A 25782-nucleotide genomic window follows, 5' to 3' on the forward strand; every position below is an offset into this window, starting at 1 on the left:
CCTCGGATGATTCCCATGCCTTTGGGTTTTTATAAATAGAAGACAACAGCAAACAACAACCATCGATGGGAGACGCAACATGGGCATCAAGGTACAGCTGAGGAAAACAGCCATCGCCGCCGGCGTGGCGCAAGTGGCCATGCTGGCCAGCGGCGCGGCTTGGGCGCAGCAGGCCGGTGCGGAGCCGGGAGCACCCGCCGCCGCCGTGGTGACGGTCACCGGGCAGCGCGCGGCACTGAACTCGGCGCAGAAGATCAAGCAGCAATCGGACGAGATCGTCGATTCGATCGTCGCCGAGGACATCGGCAAGCTGCCGGACAAGTCGGTCACCGAAGTGCTGCAGCGCGTGGTGGGCGTGACCATCGACCGCATGCTGGCCAAGGGCGACGACGAGCACTTCTCGGTGGAAGGCTCGGGCGTGTCGATCCGCGGGCTGAACTACGTGCGCTCGGAACTGAACGGGCGCGATTCGTTCTCGGCCAACGGCGGCCGGGCGCTGAACTTCGAGGACGTGCCGCCCGAGCTGATGGCCGGCGTGGATGTCTACAAAAGCCCCTCGGCCGAGCAGATCGAAGGCGCGGTGGGCGGCCTGGTCAACCTGCGCACGGCGATGCCGTTCGACTTCAAGGGCTTCAAGTTCGGCGCCTCGCTCGACACCACGTATTCCGAACTGCGCAAGGACCGCGATACCCCGAGCGGCTCGGTGCTCGTGTCCCACCGGTGGAAGACTGGCCTGGGCGAATTCGGCGCGCTGATCGACGTCGCCTCGTCCAACAGCAAGGTACGCACCGACGGCTTCCAGGTCGACGCCTACTTCCCGCGCGACGACGTGAAGCCGGGCAGCCGCGTCTGGGTACCGAAGGCGGCCCAGTGGCGCACCATGACGTACGACCGCGAACGCGACGGCATCTACGGCGCGCTGCAGTGGAAGCTGAACAACGAGCTGAAAAGCTCGCTCACCTACTTCAAGTCGAAGTACAAGATCCACTGGGATGAGAACGCGGTGTTCGCCTCGGCCGAACCGTACCGCGTGAAGCCCAGCGCCGACACGATGTACGACGCCAATGGCGTGATGCTGGTCGGCACGCTGGAAACGCCCAACTCGACCGGCATCAACTTCGGCAACGACACGCGCTCGGCGGACCGCGAATCGTCGACCACCGACCTGGCCTGGAACGCCGAATGGCGCCCCAGCCAGGCCTGGACCCTGTCGGCCGACGTGCAGCGCATCCGTGCCCGCACCGCCGCCTTCGATTCGCTGATCGCCACCGGCATCCTGGTGCCGAAGGAACGGCTCGACCTGACCCGCGGCGTGCCGCACATCACCTTCGACGATGCCGACCGCGCCTTCCTGGTCGACCCCAAGAATTACTTCTGGGATTTCACGATGGAGCACCGCGACGCCAGCGTGGCCAACGAAACGGCCTGGCGCACGGATGCGAAATACACGTTCGACCACCCGGTGCTGCGCGACCTGCGCTTCGGCGTGCGCATGACGGACCGCGATTCGCTGAACACGAACTCGAACCCCAGCTACAACTGGGCGGCCGTGTCCGAACCGTGGATGCTCGGCTCGCAGATCGGGCAACTGGCTTCGCTGGGCGACCCGCGCTTCGCCGGCGGCGCCTCGCTGCGCACCTTCCCCAACTATTTCAACGGCGACGCGCCGGCGCCGCCGCCGATGCTGTTCCCGGACGTGGCCCTGACCACCGGCTATCCGGGCAGCTACGCCAAGCTGCACAGCTACCACGAGATCCTGTGCGCGGAATTCGGTTCCACCTGCCAGCCGTGGAAGCCGGCCGAGTGGGGCACCAACCCGGCCGGCATCAACCGGCAGGAGGAAAAGACCAAGGCGCTGTACACCCAGCTGCGCTTCGGCTGGGACGACCTGCCCTACCCGGTCGACGGCAACGTGGGCGTGCGCTATGTGCGGACCAACATGAAGGCGGCCGGCTACGTCACCTTCACGCCGCCCGCCAACCTGGTGCCGCCGGGCTACACGGTGATCGGCCCGGCCGTGCCGCAGATTCCCGCGTATGCCGAGGCGCGCGACTATGAACGCAGCTACGGCAACGTGCTGCCCAGCCTGAACCTGCGCATGAAGGTGAACGACAAGCTGCAACTGCGCCTGGCGTTTTCCAAGGGGATTTCGCGGCCCGACTTTTCACAGCTGCAGGGCTACACGAGCCTGAGCCAGTCGATCACCGCGTCGCCCGACGCGGCCACCCAGCAGCTGGTCGTGTCGAGCAACAACCTCACCGGCACGGCGTCCGGCAATCCGTACCTGAAACCGGTGTCGTCGAAACAGCTCGACCTCACCGCCGAGTACTACTGGTCGCAGGTGGGTTCGTTCACGGTGGCCCTGTTCAACAAGGACCTGAAGGACATCATCATCAAGCAGCTGTCGACGTTCACGGTCAGCGACACGTCCGGCAATCCGCAGGAATTCGTCGTCGATTCGCCCGTCAACGGCGCCAAGGGCCGCGCCCGCGGCATCGAGCTGGCCTATCAACAGTATTTTGATCAACTGAGCGACAAGCTGCCCGGCTGGCTGTCCGGCTTCGGCGTGCAGGCCAACTTCACCTATGTCGACAGCGAGAAGGACCTGTACAACCCGGTCTACCAGGAGTATTGCTCGGGCGGTTCCACCCAGTCCAACCTGAACATGGCGCTGAACGGCTGCGACACGGATGGCCGCACCTTCGGCAACCTGCCGCTGGAAGGCCTGTCCAAGCGCGCCGCCAACCTGGCGTTCATGTACGACAAGGGACCGTGGTCGGCGCGGGTGGCTTATGCATGGCGCTCGAAAAGCCTGCTGACGGCCAGCGGCACGCGCGGCGGCGAGGCGCTCGACACCAACCCGGCCAGCCCCACCTTCGGCCAGCGCAACCTGAACTGGAGCCTGCCGGTATGGACCGACCAGTATGGCCAGGTCGACGCCTCGCTGTTCTACAAGATCAACGAGCACATGACCTTCGGGCTGGAAGGCACCAACCTGACCGATGCGATCTTCCGCCAGGTGATGCAGCAGCACATCGGCATGAAGGGCCGCGCGTGGTTCGCCTCGGGGCCGCGCTACTCGGCCAAGCTGCGCGTCAACTTCTAGGGCGCCTGGGGCGGCGCGCCGCTCCCCTGCCCCGATGCCTCCCCCAATACCAGGCCGGATGGCACGATGCGCACGTCGTGCATCCGGTCCAGGTAAGCTTCCAGGTACCACTTGTGGCTGGCGCCGACGATGACCAGGGTGCGGCTTCCCGGCAGGGTGGCAATGGCTTCGCGGATGTTCGACGCCATGCGCAGGTTGCGCGTTTCCCAGTAGCCCAGGTAGCCGCGGCCGAACTGTTGCGGCGACGGTTCTTCGAGGGCCGCGCCAAAATCGCTGTCGTAGATGAGCCTTGCCTGCGCTGGATGGTTCATGGCCCGGTACATCGCCAGTATCCCCTCCGGCTTGCCCAGTCCCGCCGCGAATTGCTCGTCCAGCTGCTTGCGCCGGGCGGTCGCGGGATTGTCCCAGGCTCTGGAAATGGCCGCGCCGTACGCTACCGGATCGGCATCCGGCGCGGCCGCTGTCTGGTCATCCATCGCGATCACGCGTTCGAGGCCCAGCAACGCCGCCAGCGGCGCGGCGATCAGCGTGTCCTCGCTGCGCCGCTCGCGCAACTGGTCGAGCGCCCGGACCAGCGTGGCATCGAGGCCGCCATCGGCGCGACGCTCCGCGTGCGGCAAGCGCAGCCACTGCACCAGCGCCGACACGGGTTCTCCGCCGGCCAGGAACACCGCGGCAAGGCGGCGGCGCTGGGCCGGCGTGGGGGCCGCGGGCCAGCCCGCCAGCAGCCGGTCGATTTCCGCGGTGGCGGCCGGCACATCGAGGCCGGTGGCGGCACGTGCCGGCTCCGGGTCCCACTTGCAGAATGCCTGCACCGTCTCCTTGAAGCGGCTCGGATACCGCCGCATGAAATCGCACTGCGGACCGGAGCGCGCCTCGATGGCGACGATGCGGGGTTTCCAGGCAGCCAGGCGTTCCTGCAGCAGCCCGAGGCTGGCCGGCCGGAACGTGTCCGGAAGCGAGCGCAAGTGGGGCGTGCCGAGCACCATCACTTCGTTCGGCGTTCCCTTCGCCGGCCCCTTGAGGGCAGCCGGGTCGAATGGCTGCCGGGCGCCCGCGGCCGTGGCCGCGGCGTACAGCAGGGTAGCGATCAGCAGGCGGGTTCTTTGTCGCGGCATCCGGTTCGTCTCCGTCGGGGTTCATGGAGACGCTACTGTACGCGGGGCCAGGCCATGGAACCCGGGCCATGCGACAGACTGCCGGTTGCGCGGCATGGATTGCAGCCGGGCCGGCTACATTTTCGGACGCAGCTTGCGGCGCGCCGCCCGCGCATGCGGCACCCAGGCCTGCACGGCCCAGCGCCGCCACATGATCAGGCCGCGGATCCATTCGTCCGCGGCGAAGGCGATATACAGGCCGGCCAGGCCGAAGCCGAAGTGGATACCCAGCACCCAGCTGCCGCCGGCCAGCACCAGCGCCATCGAAGCCGCGCCGGCCATCACGGGGAAGCGCACGTCGCCGGTGGCGCGCAGCGCGTTGATGACCACCAGGTTGAAGGTGCGGCCCAGTTCCACCAGCACGCCGATCCACAGCAGGATGCAGCCTTCGGCGATGATCGCCGGGTCGCTGGTGAAGGCGCCCAGCAGCCACGGGCCGGCCAGCGCCACGGCGCCCGCCACCACGCCGCTGATGACGAGCCCGCGCCCCAGCGACGTGCGCACCAGGCGGTGAGCCTCGCCCAGTTCGCCCGCGCCGACCATGTGGCCGACCATGATTTCCACGGCGAAGGCGGTGGCCAGGCTGAACACGATCACCATGCTGCCGATCTGCTGCACGTAGGCGTGCGTGGCCAGCGCCGCGGCGCCCAGCGTGCCGGCGGCCGCCATCGCGGCCATGAAGGCCAGGCGCCAGGCGATGTTCTCGGCCGCCGCCGGAATGCCGATGTGCAGCACCTCGGCCAGTTCCCGGCGCGGCAGGTGCCACCAGTCCGGCGCGCGGGTGACCAGGCCGAGATGCTGGCGCCACAGCACCAGGTGCAGCACCAGGCCGAGCGCGCGGCTGAACGTGAGCGCGACGGCGAAGCCGGGCAGGCCCATGGCCGGCAGCGGCCCCCAGCCATGCATCAGCGGCACGGCCAGCAGCACGTGCGTGGTGTGCATGGCCAGCAGCACCAGCAGCGTGTCGCGCGTGCGCAGGTGGGCGCGCATCACGGCCGCCATCGACGCGTTCCAGGCATCGAACAGCAGCGCCGGCGCCAGCGCCATCAGGAACGGCGCCGCCAGCGGGAAGACATCGGCCGGTGTCTGCAGCAGTTCCAGCAACGGCCCGGCGCCGAATAGCGCTACCAGCGCCGTGACGACACCGATCCAGGTGCTCGCGCCGACCGACGCGAGCGCCACCCGGTTGGCACCCTCGCGGTGCCCTGCCCCGAGGCTTTGCGTGATGACCACGCCGACGCCGGAACCGACGATGCGGAACAGCAGGAACAGGGTGACGGAAATGTTATGGGCGATCGCGAACGCCGCGCCGGCCGTGTCGGACAGGTGCGACGCCAGCCACGTGCCGGCGACGCCGATGGCGACGGCCAGGACGAGTTCGACGAGCAGGGGCCACGCGAGCGTGAAGATGTGGGGACGGGGGGTAGTGGTGGAAAGAGACATGGCGGCGGCTGGGTAATCCGCCATTGTACGTGCTCCGGGCGGCTACAATGGCGCATTGCCCCATTTTGCAACGCCGCCATGTACGCCGCCGCCGATCCCGCATCCCTCACCCGCCTGGTCCACGAATTCTATGCCGACGTCCGGCGCGATGCCCTGCTGGCCGCCGTGTTCGGCCCCCGCATCGGCGACGACTGGGATGCGCACCTGGCGCGCATGGCGGCATTCTGGAGCGACGTGATGCTGGGCCGCAGGCCCGGCGTGCCGCCCTTCCAGGGCAATGTCTACGGCAGGCACATGACGCTCGAAGGCGTCACGCCGGCGCATTTCCAGCGCTGGCTGGACCTGTTCGACGCCACCGCGCGCCGCCTGTTCGAGACGCCGGTGGCCGACGAGCTGCTGGTGGTGGCGAAACGCATTGCCGCCAGCCTGCAATATGGCTTCTTCGGCAAGGTCGAGGTAGCCGGGCCTTCCGCCTGAGCCGCTGCCACCGGCACTTGCCTGGCACTTTCGTCGCCGTTACGTCACATACTGCGCCTGCCCGTTGCCGAACGACCAGTTCTCCTTCCTCACTTCGAGCAGGTTGATGAACACATCTTCCCGGCGCACGCCCGCTTCGGCATGCAGGCCTTCGGCGATACGCTGGTAGAGCAGCTTCTTCTGCTCCACGGTGCGGCCTTCGCTGATGGTGATCTGGATGAACACCATCCCGTCGGTACGCTCGATGCCGAGGTACGCGGGATCGTAGACGAAGTGCTGCTCGTCGTGCTCGTTGAGGATCTGGAAATTGTCGCGGTCGGGCACGCCGATCGTGGCTTTCAGCGCCTCGTAGACCACGGCGCCGAGCTTGCGGACATGGGAAGGGTCGGGATTCCTGCGGATATCGATGCGGACCAGGGGCATGCGTTTCTCCTCGTAGCGTTGGGCAGCCGACTATAACCCGGGAATGGCGCGTGCAACTGGTCGGCAACTTTTCACCGATACCGGTCGGCAGCGATCGTCCGGGCATCGAGGTGCCGAAGCGGCATTGGCACGCCTGTCGCCAACCCGGCTTCACAACCCCGTCAACGGCGGTACGATATCCCAAGGGACGGGAACAGGAGAACGCCATGCAGCATATCTACAAGCCGGAGGAGCACTGGAACACGGAGACCGGCTTCCCGGCCGCCCTGGCGATCGGCGATTCCTGGTTCTGGTACCTGAACGACAGCATGCTGGGCACGCTGGTGCGCCACCCGGACATGTCGGTTGACCACAGCAACGTGCAGCTGGTCGGCTACAACGGCGCCCGCCTGCAGGATTACGTGGGCGACGGCCGCTTCGCCGACACCGTCGCCCACTTCCTCCAGCCGCCCTATGCGGAAACGTTCAGCGAGTTCTATATCAGCGGCGCCGGCAACGACGCGGTGGACGTGCGCCTGGCGCTGCACCCCGATTGCAGCGGCGCCCGCAGCGCCGCCGACTGCATCGACGACGTGCGGATGGACGAGCTGCTGGGGGACCTGGCCGCCGCCCTCGACCTGCTGGTCGCCGCGATCCGCGCCGGCACGCGCGCCACCGTGCTGCCCCGCCCCATCTTCATCCACGGCTACGATTACCCGGTGCCGGACGGGCGCGGCTTCGGCTTCGGCCTGATCCGCTCCGGCCCCTGGCTGGCGCCGGCGATGGACCGGTGCCGCGTGCCGGCCGACATGGCGCTGCGGCGCGACATCGCCCGGGAACTGATCGACCGGCTGAACGACGACGTCTTCGCCCCCCTGCATGATCCGGACGGGCACGTGATCCACATCGACAGCCGGGGCATCCTGCAGAACAGCGGCAGCTATACGGATGACTGGTCCAACGAAATGCATCCGACCAACCGGGGCTTCGAACGCCTGTTCGAAACGGCCTGGCTGCCCGCCCTGCGGCGCTACGGCATCGCCCGCTGAGCTGCGTCGCTTGCCTCTGGAGAGCCGCAAAGGTCTCTCCCCGACAGTTGGTGGCGCTATTCTGATCGCCGGTCATGATCAAGGGGGGCTGACCCTGATGCCGCTTACCCTGGGCGTACTGGCATGCCGCTGGCGCGTGTAGTTACCCCAACCGCGAACTGCTGGGGTCAGACCCGGCGGGTCTGACCCCGGATTCTGCCCTTAGGTTGATCTATTCAAGCGGCATTTCGACTGACCCGGCTTTTGGCTGAAGAGACCGGAATGCACGCAATCGAACTTAACCATCCCTCTTTCAGCAGCAGCGTGATCACGTGCCGAGATCAGGGCTGCTTCAGCTGCCCGATGACACTGGCCACCTTGGTCGTGATGACATCGACCGCCGGCACATTGGCGCCATGCGGCAGGATGACATCGGCGTGGCGCTTGGTCGGCTCGATGAACTGCTTGTGCATGGGGCGCACGGTTTCCAGGTACTGGCCGACGATGCTGTCGACCGAGCGGCCACGCTCGGCGATATCGCGCTGCATGCGGCGGATGAAGCGGACATCGGCGGCGGTGTCGACGAAGATCTTCAGCGACATCATGTCGCGCAGGTCGGCGTCGTACAGCGCGAACAGGCCTTCGATCACGATGACCGGGGCCGGCTTCACCGTGATGGTCTGGCTGGAACGGTTGTCGATCGTGAAATCGTACACGGGCATCTCGATCGCCGCGCCACTGCGCAGGGCCGCCACGTGCTCGACCAGCAGCGGCCAGTCGAAGGCGTCGGGATGGTCGTAATTCTGCTTGCGGCGCACGTCGGGCGTGAGGTCGGACTGGTCGCGGTAGTAATCGTCCTGCATCACCACCGACACCGTCTCGGCACCAAAGGAAGCCAGCACCTGCTGGGATACCGTCGACTTGCCACTGCCGCTTCCGCCTGCAACACCAATGACGAACGGTAGGTAGGAAATATCGTTCATCCCCGAATGATACCGGAGATTGATACCGGAGATGGCGCCGCGGCGAGAGCCTGGAAGCTTTCAAGCCGCAAGCGACATTGCCTTATTGCTAATCGATAGCCTTCATGGCAGCATACGCAGCACTTCGATTTCACCTGCCCAGCCCATGACGAACACCCTGCCTGGCACGACTGCCGCCATCGACACCGGAACGCTGATCCACGCCAGCCTGCGCGGCCTCGACGCCCTCGTCCCGTCTCTCGGCGCCCGTGCCGCCGCCTTCGTCATCGACGGTGCCGGCGCCGGCGTCCTGGAAGAGCTGTCCAGGCTCGGCGCGCGCGGCGGCGAAGCGCTCGGCGAACCGGGCCGGCTGCGTGGGCAGCCCGGCTCTGGCGCCCCGGGCCTCGACGGGCTGGCCGCGCGCGATGCGCTGTACCGCGCAGTGGACCCGGCGGCGCCTGCCATCCCCGTGCTGGCACGCCTCGGCAAGGTGCTGGCGGCGGCCGATGGCGGCGGCTCGCTGGAAAAGACCGGCGCACCGATGCCCGACTGGCTGCATTACCTGTTGAACGACGCGCTGTGGGCCTCGTACGGGCGCTTCGACGAACGTACCGGCCCGCCGCCGCGCACGGCGTGGACGGTCGACGTGCTCGCCGCCATCCTGCGCCACGAGGGCTTGCCGGAAACGATGGTGCTGCCGATCGTGTTCGAGCGGGGCGAATTGCGCGAGTACTACCATGAGCAGACCTATCTTCCGCTGCTGGCGCCGGGCGCCCTGGATGCCTGGCTGCGCGCCCATCCGGATCGGGTGGCCGCCTGCGCGCCAGAACTGAGCAATGGCGGCAAGGTCGTGCTGGCCGCGCGCCTCGGCGCCGACGCGGCGCTGGCCGAGGCGTTCGCGCCGGTGCTGGCCGAGCTGGCGTGCAGCGAAACGAAAAGCATCCGCACGGCCGCGGCCCGCTTCGTCACCGGGAGCCCGGCATTCGCCGCGGCGCTGGAGGGTTTGCTGGCGGCGGGACCGGCCGCGCAGCGCGCCAATGCGGTCGACCTGCTGGTCCGCATGCAAGGCGCGGCGGCGCTGCCGGCGCTGGAACGGGCGTTGGCCGGACAGCCGAACAGGACGCAGCAGCAATTGCTGAACGATGCGATCAACCGCGTGCGGCAGATCGTGGATGGCGGCGAAGCGGCGCTGCCGGAACCGCCGCCACTGCCGTCCCTGCCGACCGCCGTGCTGGCGACGGACCTGCTGGACCTGGTACTGGCCAGCCATGCGGAAATGCTGGACGACTTGCGCGGCAAGGCCGAGGAAGAGGCGCAACGCGATGCCGGCGGCAAGCAGACCAGCGTGCTGGCACGCGAACGCCTGCAACGCCACCAGGATGTGACGGCCGGGGACCTGCGCCTGGCGCTGGCCGCGCTGGACGGGGACGGGTCGTCAACCGCCGCCGGCAAGCTGGCCGATGGTGCGGTCGGCAAGGTGCTGGCATGGCAGGGCCGGCTGCCGGCGCGGCCGGAATTCGGCCTGCAACACGTGCTGCGCTGGATTGCCAAGGTCCCCCACCCCAACGCCAGGGTGTGGGACGACGAGCGCTTCCGGCAATGGCTCGGCCAGCGCGAGCCAGGCGACATCGACCTGCGCCAGCTGGCGCAGCTGTCGGAAGAACACGGCCTGCCCGCGGACGCCGTGGCGCTCGCCTGCCTGCGCGGCACCTGGTACAGCGTTCCGTCGCCGCAGGCTGTCCTGCCGCCGGAGCGGATCTGGCCGTACTTCGCCGGGCGGCAGGACTTGCTCGACGAAGGCCTCGGCATGGCGCCCTCGCTGCGCGAGCGGGGCCGCGAACTGTGTCCCCTGCGAACGATGGCCGTGCTGCGCACCTTCCCCGTGCTGCCGGCCCGCTGGCAGCCGCGCGTGCTGGAGCTGGCCGTATCCGACATCGCCATGCACCGCGACGCCGCGCAAGCCACGCTCGAGCGCCTGCCCGACCTCGGCGCGAGGGTCGCCACCCTGCTGGCATCGAACCGGCAGGAAGTACGCATCGAGGCCGCGCAGTGGCTGGCACGGCTGGGTTCCGAACGGGCGCAGGAAGGCATCCCCGCCCTGCACGCCGCGCTGGCGAAGGAAACCCGCGAGGCCGCCAGCGCGGCCATGCTGACGGCGCTGGAAAGGCTGGGCGAGGATATCGCCCCGCTGCTGGCCCCGGAGCGGCTGCTGGCGCAGGCGAAGAAGGCCTTGAAAGGCAAGCCGCCGGCGGGCCTTGCGTGGTTCGACATGGCGCAGTTGCCGGCCTGCCGCTGGGAGGATGGCAGCCCGGTGCCGCCCGAGATCATCCAGTGGTGGGTCGCCCTGGCGTACAAGTTGAAGGAACCGGGCGGCAATCCGCTGTTCGACCGCTACCTGGGCCTGCTGGACCGCGCCAGCCGCGCGGCGCTGGGCAGCCACGTGCTGCGGCAATTCATCGCCCAGGATACGCGCGGCGCGTCACACGACGAAGCGGTGGCGTATGCGAACGGCAAGGCGCCGCAGCTGTATGCCGATTACCAGGAACTGGCGCAGCGCGAACCCGCATGGTTCGCCGAAAAGGGCAAGCTCACCTACGAGGAAGTGTTCGAGCAGTGCAAGCGCGAGAAGCTGGACATCTACCTGGGCACCGCGATCAACGAGAAAGGCATCCTGGCGCTGGCTTCCGGCATGGCCGGCCATGAAATGGTCACGGCCATCCGGCAATACATGCGCGACCATTACCCGCGGCGCGCGCAGGTCGAGGCGCTGCTGGAAGCGGCCGCCGCGTCCGACGAACCGGCGGCGATCCAGTTCGTGCTGGCCACCGCGCGGCGCTACCGTACCCGCTCCGTGAAGGAAAAGGCGCGCATGCTGGTCGACCGCATCGCCGCGCGCAACGGCTGGTCGACGGAGGAACTGGCCGACCGCACCGTGCCCACCGGCGGCCTGGATGACAGCGGCACGCTGCTGCTACACTACGGCAGCCGCGAGTTCACCGTCACGCTGGATGCGGCCATGAAGATCGTGCTGCGCAATGCGGAAGGCAAGACCGTCGCCGCCCTGCCCGAACCCCGCAAGGACGACGATGCCGAAGCCATCGCCGAAGCAAAACAGCAGCTCACGCAATGCAAGAAGGAAGTCAGGCAGGTCATCGAACAGCAGACCGCGCGGCTGTACGAAGCGATGTGCGCCGGCCGGGCCTGGCCGCTGGCGGACTGGCGGGAGTACGTGGAGCGGCATCCGCTGGTCGGGCGGCTGGCGCAGCGGCTGGTGTGGATGACCGATGGCGGCCTGTGTTTCCGGCCGGCCGGTGACGGCACGCTGGTCGACACGAACGACGACGACGTCGCCCTGGACGAAGGCGCCACCGTGCGGCTGGCCCACGCCGCCCTGCTGCCGGCCGAGCAGGCCGCGGCCTGGCTGAAGCATTTCAATGACTACAAGCTGGCGCCGCTGTTCGCCCAGATGACGCGCACGCTGCCGGCGCTGGACCTGCAGCGCAAGGGGGAGGAACATTCGGCGCCGCTGGAGATCGCCGATCGCCAGGGCTGGCTGAGCGACGCGTTCACGCTGCGCGGCGCGTTCACGAAGCTGGGCTACCAGCGCACGGCCGACTTCGAGGGCCACTTCTTCACCACCTACCACAAGGAATTCCCGGCCGCCGGCATCCGCGTGGCGATCGAATTCACCGGCAATGCGCTGCCCGAGGAGAACGTGCCGGCCGCCGTGAAGACGCTGGCCTTCCAGGCGATCACCCCGCGCGGCCAGGCCGACAGCCAGTTGCCGCTGGCCCAGGTACCGCCCGTGCTGCTGGCCGAAGCGTATGGCGACTATCACGCGGTGGCGGCATCGTCCCGCTTCGACGAACAGTGGCAAAAGAAGGTGCCGTGGCAGTCATAAAAAGGGTGTGCCGTCGCGGCAGGACTGGCTTGCTGGATGAATGTTTCTTGCAGCCTTGTAAATGGTCCTTCCCCATGGCAGCATACGGGCACTCCTGTCCTGTTGATTGCTTATGTTCAAAGCACTGCTCGGCGCCATCGGCGCAACCGTGCGCGTCCTGCGCTCCGATGAATCGCTGATCAAGGGCGGTGTCGCCAGCCTCGATGCGCTCGACACGCCGCTCGGCGCCCGCGCGGCCGCCTTCATCGCCCGTGGCGATGGCGTCGAGGTGCTGGCCGACCTGCAGGCGGCGGCGCCCCGTGCCGGCACGTTCCTCGGCTCGCCCGGCCGGCTGCACGCCACCTATGGCACTTCCGAACAAGGCAACGCGGCCCTGAAGGCACGCGCGGCGCTGTACACGAAAGTCGTTGCGGATGCCCCCGACATCCCGGTGCTGGTCCGCCTGGGCAAGGTGCTGGCGGCCGCCGACGGTGGCTCATCGCTGCAGCGCACCGGCGCCGCGATGCCCGACTGGCTGCATTACCTGTTGAACGACGCGCTGTGGGCGACCTGCGAGCGCCGGGGCAGCGTCGCCGACACGGAAACCCGTGCCGCGTGGACCGTCCAACTGCTGTCGGCCATCGTGGCGCATGAGGAACTGCCAGCGCCGCTGGCCCTCGTCATCGTGTTCGAACGCGAAGACGTCTACGACTACTACCGGGACAGGGTCTACCGCCCGCTGCTCGATCCGGCCACGCTGGACCGCTACCTGGACAGCCATCGGGAAGACGTGATCGCGTGCGCCGGCATGCTCTCCGTCGCCGGCAAGACGATGCTGTGCCAGCGCCTGGGCGGCAACCCGGCGCTGGCAACGGCGTTCGCACCGCTGCTGGTGGAGCTCGCGGTCGGCGAGGGCAAGACGGTGCGCGCCGCCGCCGCGCGCTTCGTGACCGCGGACGCCGCCTTCACGGAAGTGCTCGAGCGTGTCCTGGCGGAAGGCCCGGCCGGCCAGCGTGCCAACGCCGCCGAGCTCCTCGCGCGCATCTGCGGCGCCGATGCGCTGCCGGCGCTGGAAGCCGCGCTGGCCCTCGAACGGGGCAAGGCGGTGCAGCAGGCACTGCGCGACGCCGTTGGCCGTGTGACTGCGGCGCGCGATACGGCGGGCAGCGGCATGCCGGCGCCCCCACCGCTGCCCGAACTGGAAGAACGTACGCTGGGCGCCGATGCGCTCGACCTGCTGCTGGCAAATCACGCGGAGCGGTCGCAGGCTCTGCAACGCCAGGCGCAAGAGGAAGCGGAACGCAATGCCACCGCCAAGCATCGCTGGGACCATGCGCAGCGCAACTACGACGCGCAGCGGGCGCTGAAGCCGGACGATTTCCGGCTGGCGCTGGCGGCCTTGAACGGCGACACGGGCGAACGGGCCATGAAATGCCTCGCCAACGGCATGGTCCGCTCGACGCTGCAGCACGGCGGACGCCTGGCCGCACGCGCCGATTTCGGCATCCACCAGGCGTTGCGCTGGTTCGTCGCCGCCAGCCGGAACACGCCGTTCTGGTACGACTCCCTGGCGCGGGAATCCATCGGCGACCCGGAACAGGTGGACTTGCGCCAGCTGGCGCAACTGAGCCGTGCGGCCGGCCTGGCGGAGGACGACACTGCCTTTGCCTGCCTGAACACCCGATGGATCATCGAACCGCCGCAAGCGGTGCTGCCGCCCCATCGGATCTGGCCATACTTCGCGGAACACCCGGAATACATCGACGCGGGCCTGGGCATGGCCGCGCCGCCCGCCGGCACGCGCTTCGAGCCTGAGCTGGGCCGAACGCTGGAAGTGCTGCGCACCTTCCCCGCCATCGCGCCGCGCTGGCTGCCCCGCCTGATGGAACTGGCGCTGGGCGAAGGCAAGACGCACCGCCTGGCGGCCCAGGATGTGCTGGGCGCGGTGCCGGACATCGGCCGCCAGGTGTGCGAGGCACTGGGCTCCAGCAAGCAGGAAGTGCGGATCGAAGCGGCCCAGTGGCTGGCGCGCATGGGCTGGCGCGAAGCGGTTCCCGCCCTGCGCGCGGCGCTGGCGAAGGAAAGCCGCGAATCGGCCAGCGCCGCCATGCTGTCCGCGCTGGAAACGCTGGGCGAGGATATCGCCCCGCTGCTGGCACCGGAGCGGCTGCTGGCGCAGGCCACGAAGGCATTGAAGGGCAAGGCGCCGGCCGGCCTGGCCTGGCTCGACCAGTCACTGCTGCCCGCCTGCAGCTGGCGGGATGGCACGCCGGTACCGCCGGAGGTCATCCAGTGGTGGGTCGTGGTGGCCTGCAAGCTGAAGGAACCGGGTGGCAATCCCCTGTTCGACCGCTACCTGGCCCTGCTGGACGGCGCGAGCCGCGCCCGGCTCGGCAGCCACCTGCTGCTGCGGTTCATCGCCCATGACACGCGCCATCCATCCCATGAGGAAGCGGCGGCGCTGGCCAGCCAGCAGGCGCCCCAGCAGCTCGCGCAATACCAGGCGCTGGCGCAACGCTATCCGGACTACTACGCCGAAGAGGGCCGCCTGACGCTGGACCAGGTGGCCGAGCGGATCACGCGCCAGAAAATGGCCGAGTACATCGGCACGGCGATCGGCGAGAAAGGCATCCTCGCGCTGGTGTCCGGCATGCCGGGCCATGCGCTGGCGGCGGTCATCACGCAGTACATGCGCGACCATTATCCGCGCCGGGCCCAGGTCGAGGCGCTGGTGGAAGCCGCCGCGGCGTCCGACGATCCGGCCGCCATCCAGTTCGTGCTGGCCATCGCGCGCCGCTACCGCACCGCATCCGTGCAGGAACGGGCCCGCGTGCTGGTCGAACGCATCGCCGCCCGCAACGGCTGGACGCAGGATGAACTGGCCGACCGCACGACCCCCACCGGCGGGCTGGATGAAACCGGCACGCTGCGGCTCTGCTATGGCGCCCGCGACTTCACGGTCACGCTGGACGCGGCCATGAAGATCGTGCTGCGCAATCCCGAAGGCAAGGCGGTCGCCGCCCTGCCCGCGCCGCGCCAGGACGACGATGCCGATGCTGCGCGCGAGGCAAAGCAGCAGCTGGCGCTGTGCAAGAAGGAAGTCAGGCAGGTGGTGGCGATCCAGGCGGCGCGCCTGTATGAAGCCATGTGCGCAGGCCGCATCTGGCCGGCGGCGGAATGGCGCGAGTACCTGCAAGCCCACCCGCTGGCGGGCCGCCTGGTGCAGCGGCTGGTCTGGCTGACGGACGATGGCATCGCCTTCCGCCCCACCGAGGATGGCAGCCTGGTCGACACGAACGACGACGAGGTGGCCTTGCGCGATGGCGCCACCGTGCGGCTGGCCCATTTATCGCTGCTCAATGCACGCCTGCCCGATGCCGGGCCGGACGGCATGGCGCAAGCCAGCGCGTGGCAAGTCCACTTCAAGGACTACAAGCTGGTCCCGCTGTTCGCCCAGATGACGCGCGCGCAACCGGCGTTGGACCTGCAGCAAAACCCGGCGCAGCGCGAGATCGCCGACCGCCAGGGCTGGCTGAGCGACGCGTTTACGCTGCGCGGCGCCTTCACGAAACTGGGCTACCAGCGCGCGCCCGCCGAGGATGGCGGGGTGTTCACCTCGTACCACAAGGATTTTCCGGCAACGGGCATCCGCGTGGCGATCGACTTTACGGGCAGCTTTCTGCCCGAAGAAAATATCCCGGCCGCCGTCACGAAGCTGGGCTTTCATTCGCTGGCGCCGCGCCGCGCGCACCAGCCGCTGCCCCTGGGCGGCATTCCGCCCGTGCTGCTGGCCGAGGCCTATGGCGACTACCACGCCGTGGCCGGCGTGGGCGCGTTCGACGAACAATGGGAAAAGAAGGCGCAATGGTGACCATGCGGGAAGACACACTCCACGACCGCGATCCGGCAGGCATCCTGCGCAGCAGCGCCGAGCACCGTACGCGGACGAACTGGCGCGCCTGCGCGACAGCGACGCCGGCACGCGGCCCGAGGGCTGGCAGCTGTCGCCGCGCGCCGTACGCGCCTTCATCCTGGGCGACGAGGCGCTCGGCATCGGGCGCAAGTTCTACGGCGACGATCCGCTGGTGGAGCGCGCCATCGTCACGCTGATGGGCCACCAGGGCCTGATGCTGGTGGGCGAGCCGGGCACCGCGAAATCGCTGCTGTCCGAGCTGCTGAGCGCGGCCATCACCGGCGATTCCGCGCTGACCATCCAGGGCACCGCCGGCACCACGGAAGACTACATCAAGTATTCCTGGAACTATGCGCTGCTGCTGGCCGAGGGGCCGAGCCGGCGCGCGCTGGTGCCGTCGCCGCTGTACCGGGCCATGGCCGCCGGCAAGCTGGTGCGGTTCGAGGAAATCACCCGCTGCCCGCCCGAGATCCAGGACGTGATGATCTCGCTGATGTCGGAAAAGCAGCTCATGGTGCCGGAGCTGGGCGACGCGGCGCGCCTGCACGCGCGGCGCGGCTTCAACGTGATCGCCACGGCCAACCTGCGCGACCGCGGCGTGCACGACATGTCGTCGGCCCTGAAACGGCGCTTCAACTTCGAGACCGTGCGCCCGATCGCCGACCACGCGTTCGAGCTGGAACTGGTGATGGGCCAGGTGCGGCGCGACCTGGAAAGCGCCGGCGTGCAGGTCGAGGTGGAACGCGACGTGGTGGCACTGCTGGTCACCACCTTCCAGGAACTGCGCGCCGGCCGCACCAGCGAAGGCACGGCCCTGAAGACACCCGATGCGGTCATGTCGACGGCCGAGGCGGTCAACGTGGCCTATGCCGCCGCGCTGGAGGCGCGCCATTTCGGCGACGGGCGCCTCACGCCGCGCGAACTGGCCAACCAGCTGCAGGGCGTGGTGCTGAAGGATAGCGCGGACGACCTGCGCCGCGTGCAGCACTATTTCGACACCGTGGTGCAGGAGCGGGCCCGCCGCGATCGCCAATGGAAGCTCTTCCGCGACGCCGGGCGCGCGCTGTGGCCCTGAACGGCGCGGTTGCGGCAGAAGGGGTACCGGCCGACGGCGTGCCGCCCGATGTACGCGATGGCTTGGCCAGCCTGCACGGCGGGCACGGCGGACGGCTGTTCTTCGCGCCGGTGCGCCACCACAGCCCTGCGTGCGCGCTGGCGGTGCGCGAATTGATCCGCGAAGTACGGCCGGCCGCCGTGCTGGTCGAGGGGCCGGACGACTTCGATGCCCTGCTGCCGGCACTGCTGGACGGCGCCACGCGCCCGCCGGTGGCGGTACTGAGCCTGGCGCCGCGGCCCGGCGGCGGCAGCCGCGCGGCCTTTTTCCCATTCTGCGACTACAGTCCCGAATGGGTGGCCCTGCGCGCCCGTTCCGATGCCGGCGCCCGCCTCGCCTTCATCGACCAGCCATGGACAGCGCGCGCGGCGGACGACACGGATACGGCCGCGCACACGCTGATGGCCGAGCGCCACCTGGCCCACAGCGCCTACCTGAAGGCACTGGCGGCGCGCAGCGGCTGCCGCGACCAGGACGACCTGTGGGACCACCTGTTCGAGCTGCGCGGCCCGGCCGCCCTGCGCGACTGGCGCACGCTGCTGGCCGACGTGCATGCCTATTGCGCGATGGCGCGCCACGACTACGAGCCGCAGGTGCTGGAAGCGGAAGGCAGCCTGCCGCGCGAGCGGCACATGGCGGCGCACATCCGCCGGCACATGCAGGAAACGAACGGTGCGATCGTGGTGGTGACGGGCGGCTTCCATACCCCCGGCCTGCAGGCCATGCTGGCCGATCCCGTGGCTGCGCCGAAGGCGGCTCCCACGGCATCCCCGCCGCGGTCGCGCGGCGCCGCCGGCAGCGGCAACTGGCTGATCCGCTACAGCTTCGACCACCTCGATGCGCTGAACGGCTATGCCGCCGGGATGCCCGCGCCGGGCTGGTACCAGCGCGTCTGGAACAGTGCCGTCGACGATCCCGCCGGCCCCGCGCTGCACGAAGTGGCCGCCGCCTGCCTGGCGGAACTGGCGCGCGAGACGCGTACCCTGGGGCTGGCCGAGCAGGTGTCCACGGCGGACGTCCGCGCCGCCGTGCTGCAGGCCGGGCGGCTGGCCGCGCTGCGCGGCCACGCCGGGCCGGGCCGGGAAGACGTGCTGGACGCGATCCGCTCCTGCTTCGTCAAGGGCGCGCTGGGCGACGGCATGGCCGGCTTCGATGCCGATGTGCGCCGCCTGCTGTGCGGCCACGCGCTGGGCGACATACCGGCCACGGCGGCCGTGCCGCCGCTGGTGGACGATGCGCGGCGCCTGGCAGCGCGGCTGGGCGTGCGCGTCGACGACAGCGCTCCCCGCACCGCGCGGCTGGACATCTACCGCGACGAAGGCCACCGCGAGCGCAGCCGCTTCCTGCACCTGGCCGACTGGCTGGGGCTGGAGCTGGCGCAGTGGCGCGGCGGTCCGGACTTCCTGGCCGGCACCCGACTGGAATTGCTGATCGAGGAATGGCAGGTGGCGTGGACGCCGCTGGTCGAGGCCCGGCTGGTGGCCCTGTCCGCCGAGGGCGCCACGCTGCAGGACGTGGCGCTGGCCCGGCTGCGGCGCGACGAGGCGGCGCTGGCGGAGCGCGGCCTGGCCCGTTCGGCCGGCGCGGCCGCCGGCCTGCTCACGCGCGGCTGCCTGGTCGGCCTGCACGAGCGGCTGCCCGACCTGCTGGCGATGGTCGCGGCGCGCCTGGACGAGGATGGCGACCCGGCTTCCGTGATCGCCGGCTGCCACCAGTTGCTGGCGCTGTGGCGGGCCCGCGAGCCGCTGGGCGTGAAGGACGATCCGGCACTGCACGCCCTGCTGCTGCGCGCATGGGACGCGGCGCTGTACCTGCTGCCGCAACTGGCCGACACGGCGCCCGAAGGCGAGGAAGCGGCGATCGGCAGCCTGCAGTCGCTGCGCGCCTTCCGTCACGCGCTGGCGCACGCCGCGGCGGGCGACGACGCCAATGACGGCGACAGCAAGGACGACGACAGCAATGACGACGACAACAATGACAATGACGGCGCCGGCCGCTGGGCGCGCGTGCTGGAAGCGCTGGTGACGGCGCCCCGTGCCGCGCCCGGCATCGCTAGCGCCGCCGCCGTGCTGCTGTTCCTGGACGGCGCATGGAGCGAGGAGCGCCTGTGCGCCGTGCTGGCGGCCAGCCTGGGTCCCGGCGCCGAACGCGACGACGCGGCGCGCGCCCTGCAGGGCCTGCTGGCGGCGGGCCCGGAACTGCTGCTGACGCAGCCGGCGCTGCGCCAGGCCGTCGATGCCGTCCTGGCCAGCTGGGACGAACGGACGTTCCTGCGCCACCTGCCGGACCTGCGCCATGCCTTCACCCGGCTCAAGCCGGCCGAAACGGCGCAGCTGGCGGCGGCGCTGGCCGTGGCGGACGACGCCGGCCTCGGTTGGCAAGGCGAACTGGAGGCATCGGAAGCGGACATGCTGGCCGGCGCGGCGCTGCACGCGGACCTGCTGGCGGTGCTGGCGCGCGATGGCTTGCAATCGTGGACGAGAACGTCAGCGTCGACAACGCCAGGGATGGAAAAGCTCCGGACGGGCGAGGCGGTGACGGGAGGCGAGCCATGAGCGGCGCCGACACGCTGCGCCGCTGGCGCCTGGTGCTGGGCCGCTATGCCGAGCCCGAGACCGGCGACGCGCTGTCCGCCGCCGACCGCCGGGTCGACGATGCGCTCGACTACCTGTACGGCCGCGCCTACGACCGACAAGGCCTGCTGCGCCGGGACGGCCAGGGCGGCGGCCTCGATGCCAGCCAGGTCACGGCGCTCGACTGGCTGCAGCGCACACGCGAGTTGTTCCCGCAGGACGTATACGAGCGCATGCAGCGCCATGCGCTCGACAAGTTCGGCCTGAACGAGATCCTGCGCGATCCGGCCACGCTGCGCGCGCTGGAACCGGACGAGAACCTGGCGCGCGCCCTGCTGGCGATGCGCGGCCGGCTGGGCGCGGACATGCAGGACGCCGTGCGCGACGTGATCGGCAAGGTGGTGCAGGACATCACGCGGCGCCTGCGCCACGACTTCGTCAACGCCCTGTCGGGCCGCCGCAACCGCTTCCGCCGCTCGATGGTGCCCAGCGCCCAGAATTTCGACTGGCGCGCCACCATCGCCGCCAACCTGCGCCACTACGACGTGGCCAGCCGCCGGCTGGTGATCGAGCGGCCCCGCTTCAACAGCCGCGTCAAGCGCCAGCTGCCGTGGGACGTGATCCTGTGCGTCGACCAGAGCGCCTCGATGCTGGACTCGGTGCTGTACAGCGCGATCGTGGCCGGCATCCTCGTGTCGCTGCCGTCCGTGAACATCCGGCTGGTGGTGTTCGACACGAACGTGGTGGACCTGACGCGGATGGCGGCCGATCCGGTCCAGGTATTGCTGACCGTGCAGCTGGGCGGCGGCACCGATGTGGGCCGCGCCATGCGCTACTGCGAGCAGCTGGTGACCGCCCCGCAGCGCACCATCGTCGCGCTGGTCAGCGACTTCGCCGAAGGCGCGCCGCCCGGAGCGCTGCTGGCCTGCGTGCAGCGGCTGGCGCAGGCGCGCGTGCGCCTGCTCGGCCTGGCCGCGCTGGACGCGCGCGCACAGCCCGTGTACGACCGCGACATGGCGCAGCGGCTGGCCGCGCGGGGCATGGAAATCGCGGCCCTGACGCCCACCCGCTTTGCCGGCTGGCTGGCCGAGGTGATCGGATGACCGCGCCCTGGGCGGCGCTGTGCCGCAATTTCGACGACGACGCGCTGGCCGCCCTCGCCAGCACCGGCCTGCTGCGCCGCGCCGCCAAGGACGTGGAGGCGGGCAAGGTGGCCTGGGAGGCACCGCCCGGCCCGGCCGGCGGCACGTTCCGCGTCGATGGCCAGCGGGTCGCCATCGGCGCGAATGGACCGGCCGGCGCCACGTGCGACTGCCCGGCGCCCGGCATCTGCAAGCATGTGCTGGCCGCCGTGCTGTGGCTGCGCACGGACGATGCGGGGGCCGGTGCCGGCGGGGTCGATGGCGCGGCCAATGAGGTCGCCGATGAGGTCGCCAATGAGGCCGCCAATGTGGTCGCCAATGAGGTCGCAGGCGGCGCTCACGCGGCCGTGGCGGCGCCGGACGTGCTGGCCGAAGTGCTCGCGCTGGACCGTTCGGCCGTGCTGAAGGAAGCCGGGCGGGCCGCCGTGCGCAAGGCGGCCGCGCTGTTCCCCCGCGCCGGCCCGCCCGACTGCGAAGCCAGCGGCGGTGTGCTGCGCGTCGCACTGCCCGAGCTGGATTTCACGTGCCGCTACATCGGCGGCGGCGGGCTGGCCGGCATGGTCTCCGAGGGTCCGGCGGCGTCGCGCAAGGCGCTGCACCTGCTGGCACTGGCGGCGGTCTGGCAGCAGCACGGCCATGCGGTGCCCTGGCCGGCGGACGGCACACCCGAACCGCCGCCAGCGGGCCTGTCACCGGCCGAGCGGGACTTCCTGGCCCACGCCGGCCGGCTGGTACTGGAACTGTGCGGCATCGGCTGGTCGCACCTGCCCGCTCATTCGCACGATTACGCCGCTGCACAACTGCGCGCGCTCGGCACGTCGGCCCGCATCGAAGCGTTCCCCCGGCTGGCCGGCATGCTGCGCGAGCTGGCCGGCACCGCGGCGCTGCTGCAGCGGCGCGACGCGCATGCGGACGAGCGCGAAGCGATCGGCCTGGCGGCGCGCATCCACGCCCTGTGCACTGCGCTCGCCGGCGTCGAAGGTGAGGTGCCCGCAAGCTTGCGCGGGAGCGAGCGCCGCACCTTCGCCGACGGCGCGGCACTGCAACTGCTGCCCCTGGGCGCGCACTGGTGGGAACGGCGCGGTGGAGCGCGCGGCCTGGCGGTACCGTTCTGGGACCCGGCCAGCCGTACCATCGTGCAGGCCGTGCTGGCGCGCCGCGACGGCGCCGACCGCGCATTCCATCGCGGGGCCGCCTGGACCGTCGATCCGCTGTGGCAGGGCGTGACGTGCGAGCGCGCCCTCGCCGCCGGGCACTGGTCGCTGCGGGACGCGCGCCTGTCGCCGGACGGCCGGCTCGGCGTCGGCGGCGCCACCCGTGGCGAACCCCTGCCGCCCTGCGCCGCGGACGATCCGCTTTGGCAAGACGCCGGCTTCGACGACTGGGCGGCACTGGAAACCACGCTGCGTAGCGGCGCCGGGCTGGAAAGCGGTCCTTCGTACGTCCTGCTGCGGCCGGCCGGCCACGAAACGCCGCAGTTGCACGAGGCACGGCAGCGGCTCACCTGGACAGTGCTCGACCGGCACGGCCGCTCGCTCCCCCTGCAGGTACCGTGCGATGTGTTACGCCGCGAGCGCATCGAAAACCTCGATGCGTGGGTCGCCGCGGCCGGCCTCACGGTGGGCCCGACGGTTGGCCCGGCGGTGGACCGGATCGCCGGCATACTCGCGGCGGTCGAGCGGGATGCCGGTGCCGCCTGGCTGGAACCGGTCTCCCTGCTCATCGCCGGCGCCGGACGCCTGCGCGCCATCGCGCTCGACTACCAGGCGCCACCGAGCGCCACGGCCACCAACCCGGGCTTGCTGGCAAGGCTGGCCCGCCTGATGCGCCCGGCGGCGAATCCCGCGCCGGCGGCCGCCATGGCGCCCTTCCCCGCTATCGCCGCATCGGCCCAAGGGCAACGGCTCGGCGCCGTGCTCGCGGTGCTCGAACACCATTGCATGACGGGCCGGCATGCGCCGACGGCGCGCGAACGCCAGCAGGTCGACCTGGCGCGGCGCTTCTGGCTGGCAACGGGGCTGGACGTGCTGGTGCATGCCACGGATACCTGGCTCGCCGCCCCGTGCGCCGCCAATGCATTGATGCTGGTGCACCTGTGCCGCACGGCACTCGAGCTGGATCAAGGTGTCGGCGCCGGCACTCTTTCCTGAAGGATCGGTGCGGCGCTCCCGCAGCGCCGCTGCTAAGCTTTCGGCTCCGCGCCGGACCGCCGGCCAGCACGCATGAGGAGCGCCATGATGCCTGACAACCATTCCGCCATCCCGGCCCGCGGCACCGGCCCGATGCCGCGCGACGGCCGGCTCGATGCCACGCTCGCGCTGAAGCGGGACCCCTACGGCTACATCCGCAAGCAGAGCGAGCGCCTGGGCAGCGACGTGTTCCAGTCCCGCATCCTGCTGCAGCGGACCATCTGCCTGACGGGTCCGCGCGCCGCCGAACTGTTCTACGACCACGCCCGCTTCATGCGCAAGGGCGCCGCGCCGATGCGGCTGCAGGCCACGCTGTTCGGGCGCGGCGGCGTGCAGGCGCTGGACGATACGGCCCATGCCGTCCGCAAGCACATGTTCATGAGCCTGATGACGCCGGCGCGCATCGACGCGCTGGGCGAGCTGTTCGACGAACAGTGGGGGCTAGCGGCGCGCCGCTGGGCCCTGGCGCCCAAGGTCGAGCTGTACCGCGAAGTGCGCGAAGTGCTCACGCGCGCCGTCTGCCGCTGGGCCGGCGTGCCGCTGGCGGAAGACGAGGTGGCGCTGCGCACGCAGCAGCTGTCGGCCATGTTCGACCTGGCGGGCGCCGCGGGTCCGTCGCACTGGTTCAGCCGCTATTCGCGTTTTCGCGCGCAGCAATGGTGCGGCGGCCTGGTCGAACGCATCCGCGCCGGGCAAGTGGAGGTTCCTACCGACACCGCCGCACACACAGTGGCACACCATGTCGACGCCGACGGCAAGCGGCTCGATGCCCGCACCGCGGCGGTGGAATTGCTGAACGTGCTGCGGCCGACCGTGGCGATCGCCGTGTATATCGTGCAGGAAGCCCATGCGCTGCATGCCTTCCCCGCCTGCCGGAAGCCACTGCTGGACGATGCCGATGGCCGCCATGCCGGCTGGTTTGCCCAGGAAGTGCGGCGCTTCTACCCGTTCTTCCCCGCCACCGTGGCGCGGGTGCGGAAGGATTTCGACTGGCAGGGCTGCCATTTTCCGGCCGGGCGCCGTGTGATGCTGGACCTCTACGGCACCAACCACGATCATCGCGCGTGGGAGGAACCGCTGCGGTTCCGGCCCGAGCGCTTCGCCGACTGGCGCGAGAATCCGTTTACGCTGGTGCCGCAGGGCGGCGGCAACGCGGCCACCGGGCACCGCTGCCCCGGCGAATGGATCACGCTGGAACTGATGAAGCGCGCCGCCCGCTGGCTGGCCGGCGGCATGGACTACGAGGTGCCGCCGCAGGACATGACGCTGGACATGGCCCGCCTGCCGGCGGTCCCGAAAAGCGGCTTCGTGATCGCGGTGCGCGGGGCTTGACGGGCTTAGCGCTCGTCGAAGGCACGCGGATCGTTCCCGATCCACCCGGCGAGGCTGGCCACGAAGTCCTGCACATGGCGCCTGTCGCCGCGCTGCAGCCCGTGGCTGGCGCCTTCGTATTCGATGAACCGGAACGGCTTGTCCGGATGGCGCTTGTAGAAATCCTTCAGCGCCCTGCCGGACTCGATCGGTTCGCTTTCATCCTTCTCGCCCATCGCCACCACCACCGGGATGTCCAGCCGGGCGAAGTCGGGCAGCGAGTCATGGAACAGGTGCGAGCTCCAGTAGGCATACGGATGCCCGAAGAACGATTTGTCCAGCGCGGACGGGTCGGCGGCGATGGCGGCGAACTGCTTTTCCAGCAGCGCCCTGGAAGAAGGATTGGCGTACGGCGCGACGCCGCGGTCCGCGAACACAAGGAAACCGTCGGACTGCCGCATGCCGCCCTTGCCCGCCACCGCCAGCCAGCCGACCTTGCCGCTGCGGCCGGCCACGATCGGCGCCACGCGGCCGCCTTCGGAGAATCCCACCAGCGCGATGCCGCGCGGTGCCGAGCGTGCCAGCACCGGTTGCTGCTCCAGGAACGCCAGCGTGTCCCGCACCCGGCGCTGCAGGTTGTCGGCCTGCTCGAACGCCGGCGAACAGGTGCCGGGTTCGCCGGTCGCCCCCTTGCCGACATGGGGCTTCTCGAGATGGTAGACATCCACCGGCGCCGGATACTTTTCAAAGAAATACGGCAGGCGCGAACCGAATTCCGCGCAACCGGAACCGCTGACGACGACGATCACCTGCGCACCCTCCTTCGCTTCGGTATCGTGCAGGCGGAAGTAGCGGCCCGGCTGGCCGTCGATCGCGATCGGATGTTCTTCGATCACGCGCGCGGCGTGGGCCGGCACGCCCAGGATGAACGATGCGGCGGCGGCGATCAGCGCGTTCCGCCAGGTGGATGTCAGAGTCTTCGCAGTCATGGTTCGGCTGGGTTGGTCAATCGGTCTGTCGGCCGCCAGCTTAGCCTCGCCTTGCCATGAATGCAACTCCCCCGGCAGCGCCACCGCCTGCGCTGC

Annotated in this window: 15 protein-coding genes; 10 read left to right on the top strand and 5 right to left on the bottom strand. The window is 70.0% G+C overall.

The genetic code is table 11. From position 1 onward, the window contains the following. The first annotated feature begins 79 nt into the window (after window positions 1–79). The gene (locus tag OU994_RS22165; RefSeq protein ID WP_281607693.1) at window positions 80–3106 is read left to right on the top strand and encodes a TonB-dependent receptor; all 3027 of its coding nucleotides are present in this window, start codon (window positions 80–82) and stop codon (window positions 3104–3106) included. Here OU994_RS22165 and OU994_RS22170 read toward each other — a convergent pair. Both OU994_RS22170 and OU994_RS22175 read right to left on the bottom strand, forming a co-directional pair. Then, on the bottom strand, window positions 3103–4224 hold the full coding sequence (locus OU994_RS22170) for a DUF5694 domain-containing protein (protein WP_281607694.1): 1122 nt from the start codon (window positions 4222–4224) through the stop codon (window positions 3103–3105). The two genes, OU994_RS22165 and OU994_RS22170, sit on opposite strands and share 4 nt — an antisense overlap. Before the next feature lie 114 nt (window positions 4225–4338). Beyond that, entirely contained in the window at window positions 4339–5730 is a 1392-nt protein-coding gene (locus OU994_RS22175; protein WP_281607695.1) for an MATE family efflux transporter, read from the bottom strand. 54 nt (window positions 5731–5784) lie between these two features. Between OU994_RS22175 and OU994_RS22180 the strand changes: the two genes are divergently transcribed. Then, window positions 5785–6183 carry a group III truncated hemoglobin gene (locus tag OU994_RS22180; RefSeq protein ID WP_281607696.1) on the top strand — a complete coding sequence of 133 codons (399 nt, stop codon included), beginning with the start codon at window positions 5785–5787 and terminating at the stop codon, window positions 6181–6183. A gap of 39 nt (window positions 6184–6222) precedes the next feature. Here the strand turns inward: OU994_RS22180 and OU994_RS22185 are convergent, their stop codons facing one another. Further along, complete coding sequence (locus OU994_RS22185) at window positions 6223–6606, bottom strand: tautomerase family protein (protein ID WP_281607697.1); 384 nt, start codon at window positions 6604–6606, stop codon at window positions 6223–6225. A gap of 206 nt (window positions 6607–6812) precedes the next feature. On the opposite strand from OU994_RS22185, the gene OU994_RS22190 reads away from it, so the two are divergent. Then, a complete protein-coding gene (locus tag OU994_RS22190; protein WP_281607698.1) occupies window positions 6813–7634 on the top strand; it encodes a hypothetical protein in 822 nt (273 codons plus the stop codon). A gap of 320 nt (window positions 7635–7954) precedes the next feature. Here OU994_RS22190 and udk read toward each other — a convergent pair whose 3' ends face one another. Next, window positions 7955–8596 (bottom strand): uridine kinase, encoded by a 642-nt coding sequence (udk, locus tag OU994_RS22195; protein WP_281607699.1) that lies wholly within the window; start codon window positions 8594–8596, stop codon window positions 7955–7957. Window positions 8597–8741: 145 nt separating this feature from the next. Here udk and OU994_RS22200 point away from each other — a divergent pair, with 145 nt between their 5' ends. The 7 genes from OU994_RS22200 (at window position 8742) to OU994_RS22230 (ending at window position 24718) form a co-directional block, all read left to right on the top strand. Next, entirely contained in the window at window positions 8742–12476 is a 3735-nt protein-coding gene (locus OU994_RS22200) for a DUF4132 domain-containing protein (RefSeq protein ID WP_281607700.1), read from the top strand. Window positions 12477–12588: 112 nt separating this feature from the next. Further along, window positions 12589–16326: a DUF4132 domain-containing protein gene (locus OU994_RS22205; RefSeq protein WP_281607701.1), complete on the top strand. Its 3738-nt coding sequence runs from the start codon at window positions 12589–12591 to the stop codon at window positions 16324–16326. Next, complete coding sequence (locus OU994_RS22210; RefSeq protein WP_281607702.1) at window positions 16256–17443, top strand: AAA family ATPase; 1188 nt, start codon at window positions 16256–16258, stop codon at window positions 17441–17443. The genes OU994_RS22205 and OU994_RS22210 overlap by 71 nt, the downstream gene beginning before the upstream one ends. Continuing rightward, window positions 17401–20037, top strand: coding sequence for a DUF5682 family protein (locus OU994_RS22215; protein ID WP_281607703.1), 2637 nt, complete (start codon window positions 17401–17403; stop codon window positions 20035–20037). Before OU994_RS22210 ends, OU994_RS22215 begins: the two co-directional genes overlap by 43 nt. After that, a complete protein-coding gene (locus OU994_RS22220; protein WP_281607704.1) occupies window positions 20034–21158 on the top strand; it encodes a VWA domain-containing protein in 1125 nt (374 codons plus the stop codon). Before OU994_RS22215 ends, OU994_RS22220 begins: the two co-directional genes overlap by 4 nt. Beyond that, window positions 21155–23347 (top strand): SWIM zinc finger family protein, encoded by a 2193-nt coding sequence (locus OU994_RS22225; RefSeq protein WP_281607705.1) that lies wholly within the window; start codon window positions 21155–21157, stop codon window positions 23345–23347. The genes OU994_RS22220 and OU994_RS22225 overlap by 4 nt, the downstream gene beginning before the upstream one ends. An 84-nt stretch (window positions 23348–23431) precedes the next feature. Continuing rightward, window positions 23432–24718: a cytochrome P450 gene (locus OU994_RS22230; RefSeq protein ID WP_281607706.1), complete on the top strand. Its 1287-nt coding sequence runs from the start codon at window positions 23432–23434 to the stop codon at window positions 24716–24718. A gap of 5 nt (window positions 24719–24723) precedes the next feature. Here OU994_RS22230 and OU994_RS22235 read toward each other — a convergent pair whose 3' ends face one another. Beyond that, window positions 24724–25686, bottom strand: coding sequence for an alpha/beta fold hydrolase (locus OU994_RS22235; protein ID WP_281607707.1), 963 nt, complete (start codon window positions 25684–25686; stop codon window positions 24724–24726). Between the last annotated feature and the right edge of the window lie 96 nt (window positions 25687–25782).

This window comes from Pseudoduganella sp. SL102, assembly GCF_027856995.1.
Classification (GTDB): Bacteria; Pseudomonadota; Gammaproteobacteria; order Burkholderiales; family Burkholderiaceae_D; genus Rugamonas; species Rugamonas albidiflava.

Bases quoted from the DNA above. Each gene is read 5' to 3' on its own strand.
- udk (WP_281607699.1), bottom strand. From the start codon at position 8,596: ATGAACGATATTTCCTACCTACCGTTCGTCATTGGTGTTGCAGGCGGA.
- OU994_RS22180 (WP_281607696.1), top strand. From the start codon at position 5,785: ATGTACGCCGCCGCCGATCCCGCATCCCTCACCCGCCTGGTCCACGAA.
- OU994_RS22215 (WP_281607703.1), top strand. From the start codon at position 17,401: ATGGAAGCTCTTCCGCGACGCCGGGCGCGCGCTGTGGCCCTGAACGGC.
- OU994_RS22165 (WP_281607693.1), top strand. From the start codon at position 80: ATGGGCATCAAGGTACAGCTGAGGAAAACAGCCATCGCCGCCGGCGTG.
- OU994_RS22185 (WP_281607697.1), bottom strand. From the start codon at position 6,606: ATGCCCCTGGTCCGCATCGATATCCGCAGGAATCCCGACCCTTCCCAT.
- OU994_RS22225 (WP_281607705.1), top strand. From the start codon at position 21,155: ATGACCGCGCCCTGGGCGGCGCTGTGCCGCAATTTCGACGACGACGCG.
- OU994_RS22170 (WP_281607694.1), bottom strand. From the start codon at position 4,224: ATGCCGCGACAAAGAACCCGCCTGCTGATCGCTACCCTGCTGTACGCC.
- OU994_RS22175 (WP_281607695.1), bottom strand. From the start codon at position 5,730: ATGGCGGATTACCCAGCCGCCGCCATGTCTCTTTCCACCACTACCCCC.
- OU994_RS22190 (WP_281607698.1), top strand. From the start codon at position 6,813: ATGCAGCATATCTACAAGCCGGAGGAGCACTGGAACACGGAGACCGGC.
- OU994_RS22205 (WP_281607701.1), top strand. From the start codon at position 12,589: ATGTTCAAAGCACTGCTCGGCGCCATCGGCGCAACCGTGCGCGTCCTG.
- OU994_RS22230 (WP_281607706.1), top strand. From the start codon at position 23,432: ATGATGCCTGACAACCATTCCGCCATCCCGGCCCGCGGCACCGGCCCG.
- OU994_RS22235 (WP_281607707.1), bottom strand. From the start codon at position 25,686: ATGACTGCGAAGACTCTGACATCCACCTGGCGGAACGCGCTGATCGCC.
- OU994_RS22220 (WP_281607704.1), top strand. From the start codon at position 20,034: ATGAGCGGCGCCGACACGCTGCGCCGCTGGCGCCTGGTGCTGGGCCGC.
- OU994_RS22210 (WP_281607702.1), top strand. From the start codon at position 16,256: ATGGCGACTACCACGCCGTGGCCGGCGTGGGCGCGTTCGACGAACAAT.
- OU994_RS22200 (WP_281607700.1), top strand. From the start codon at position 8,742: ATGACGAACACCCTGCCTGGCACGACTGCCGCCATCGACACCGGAACG.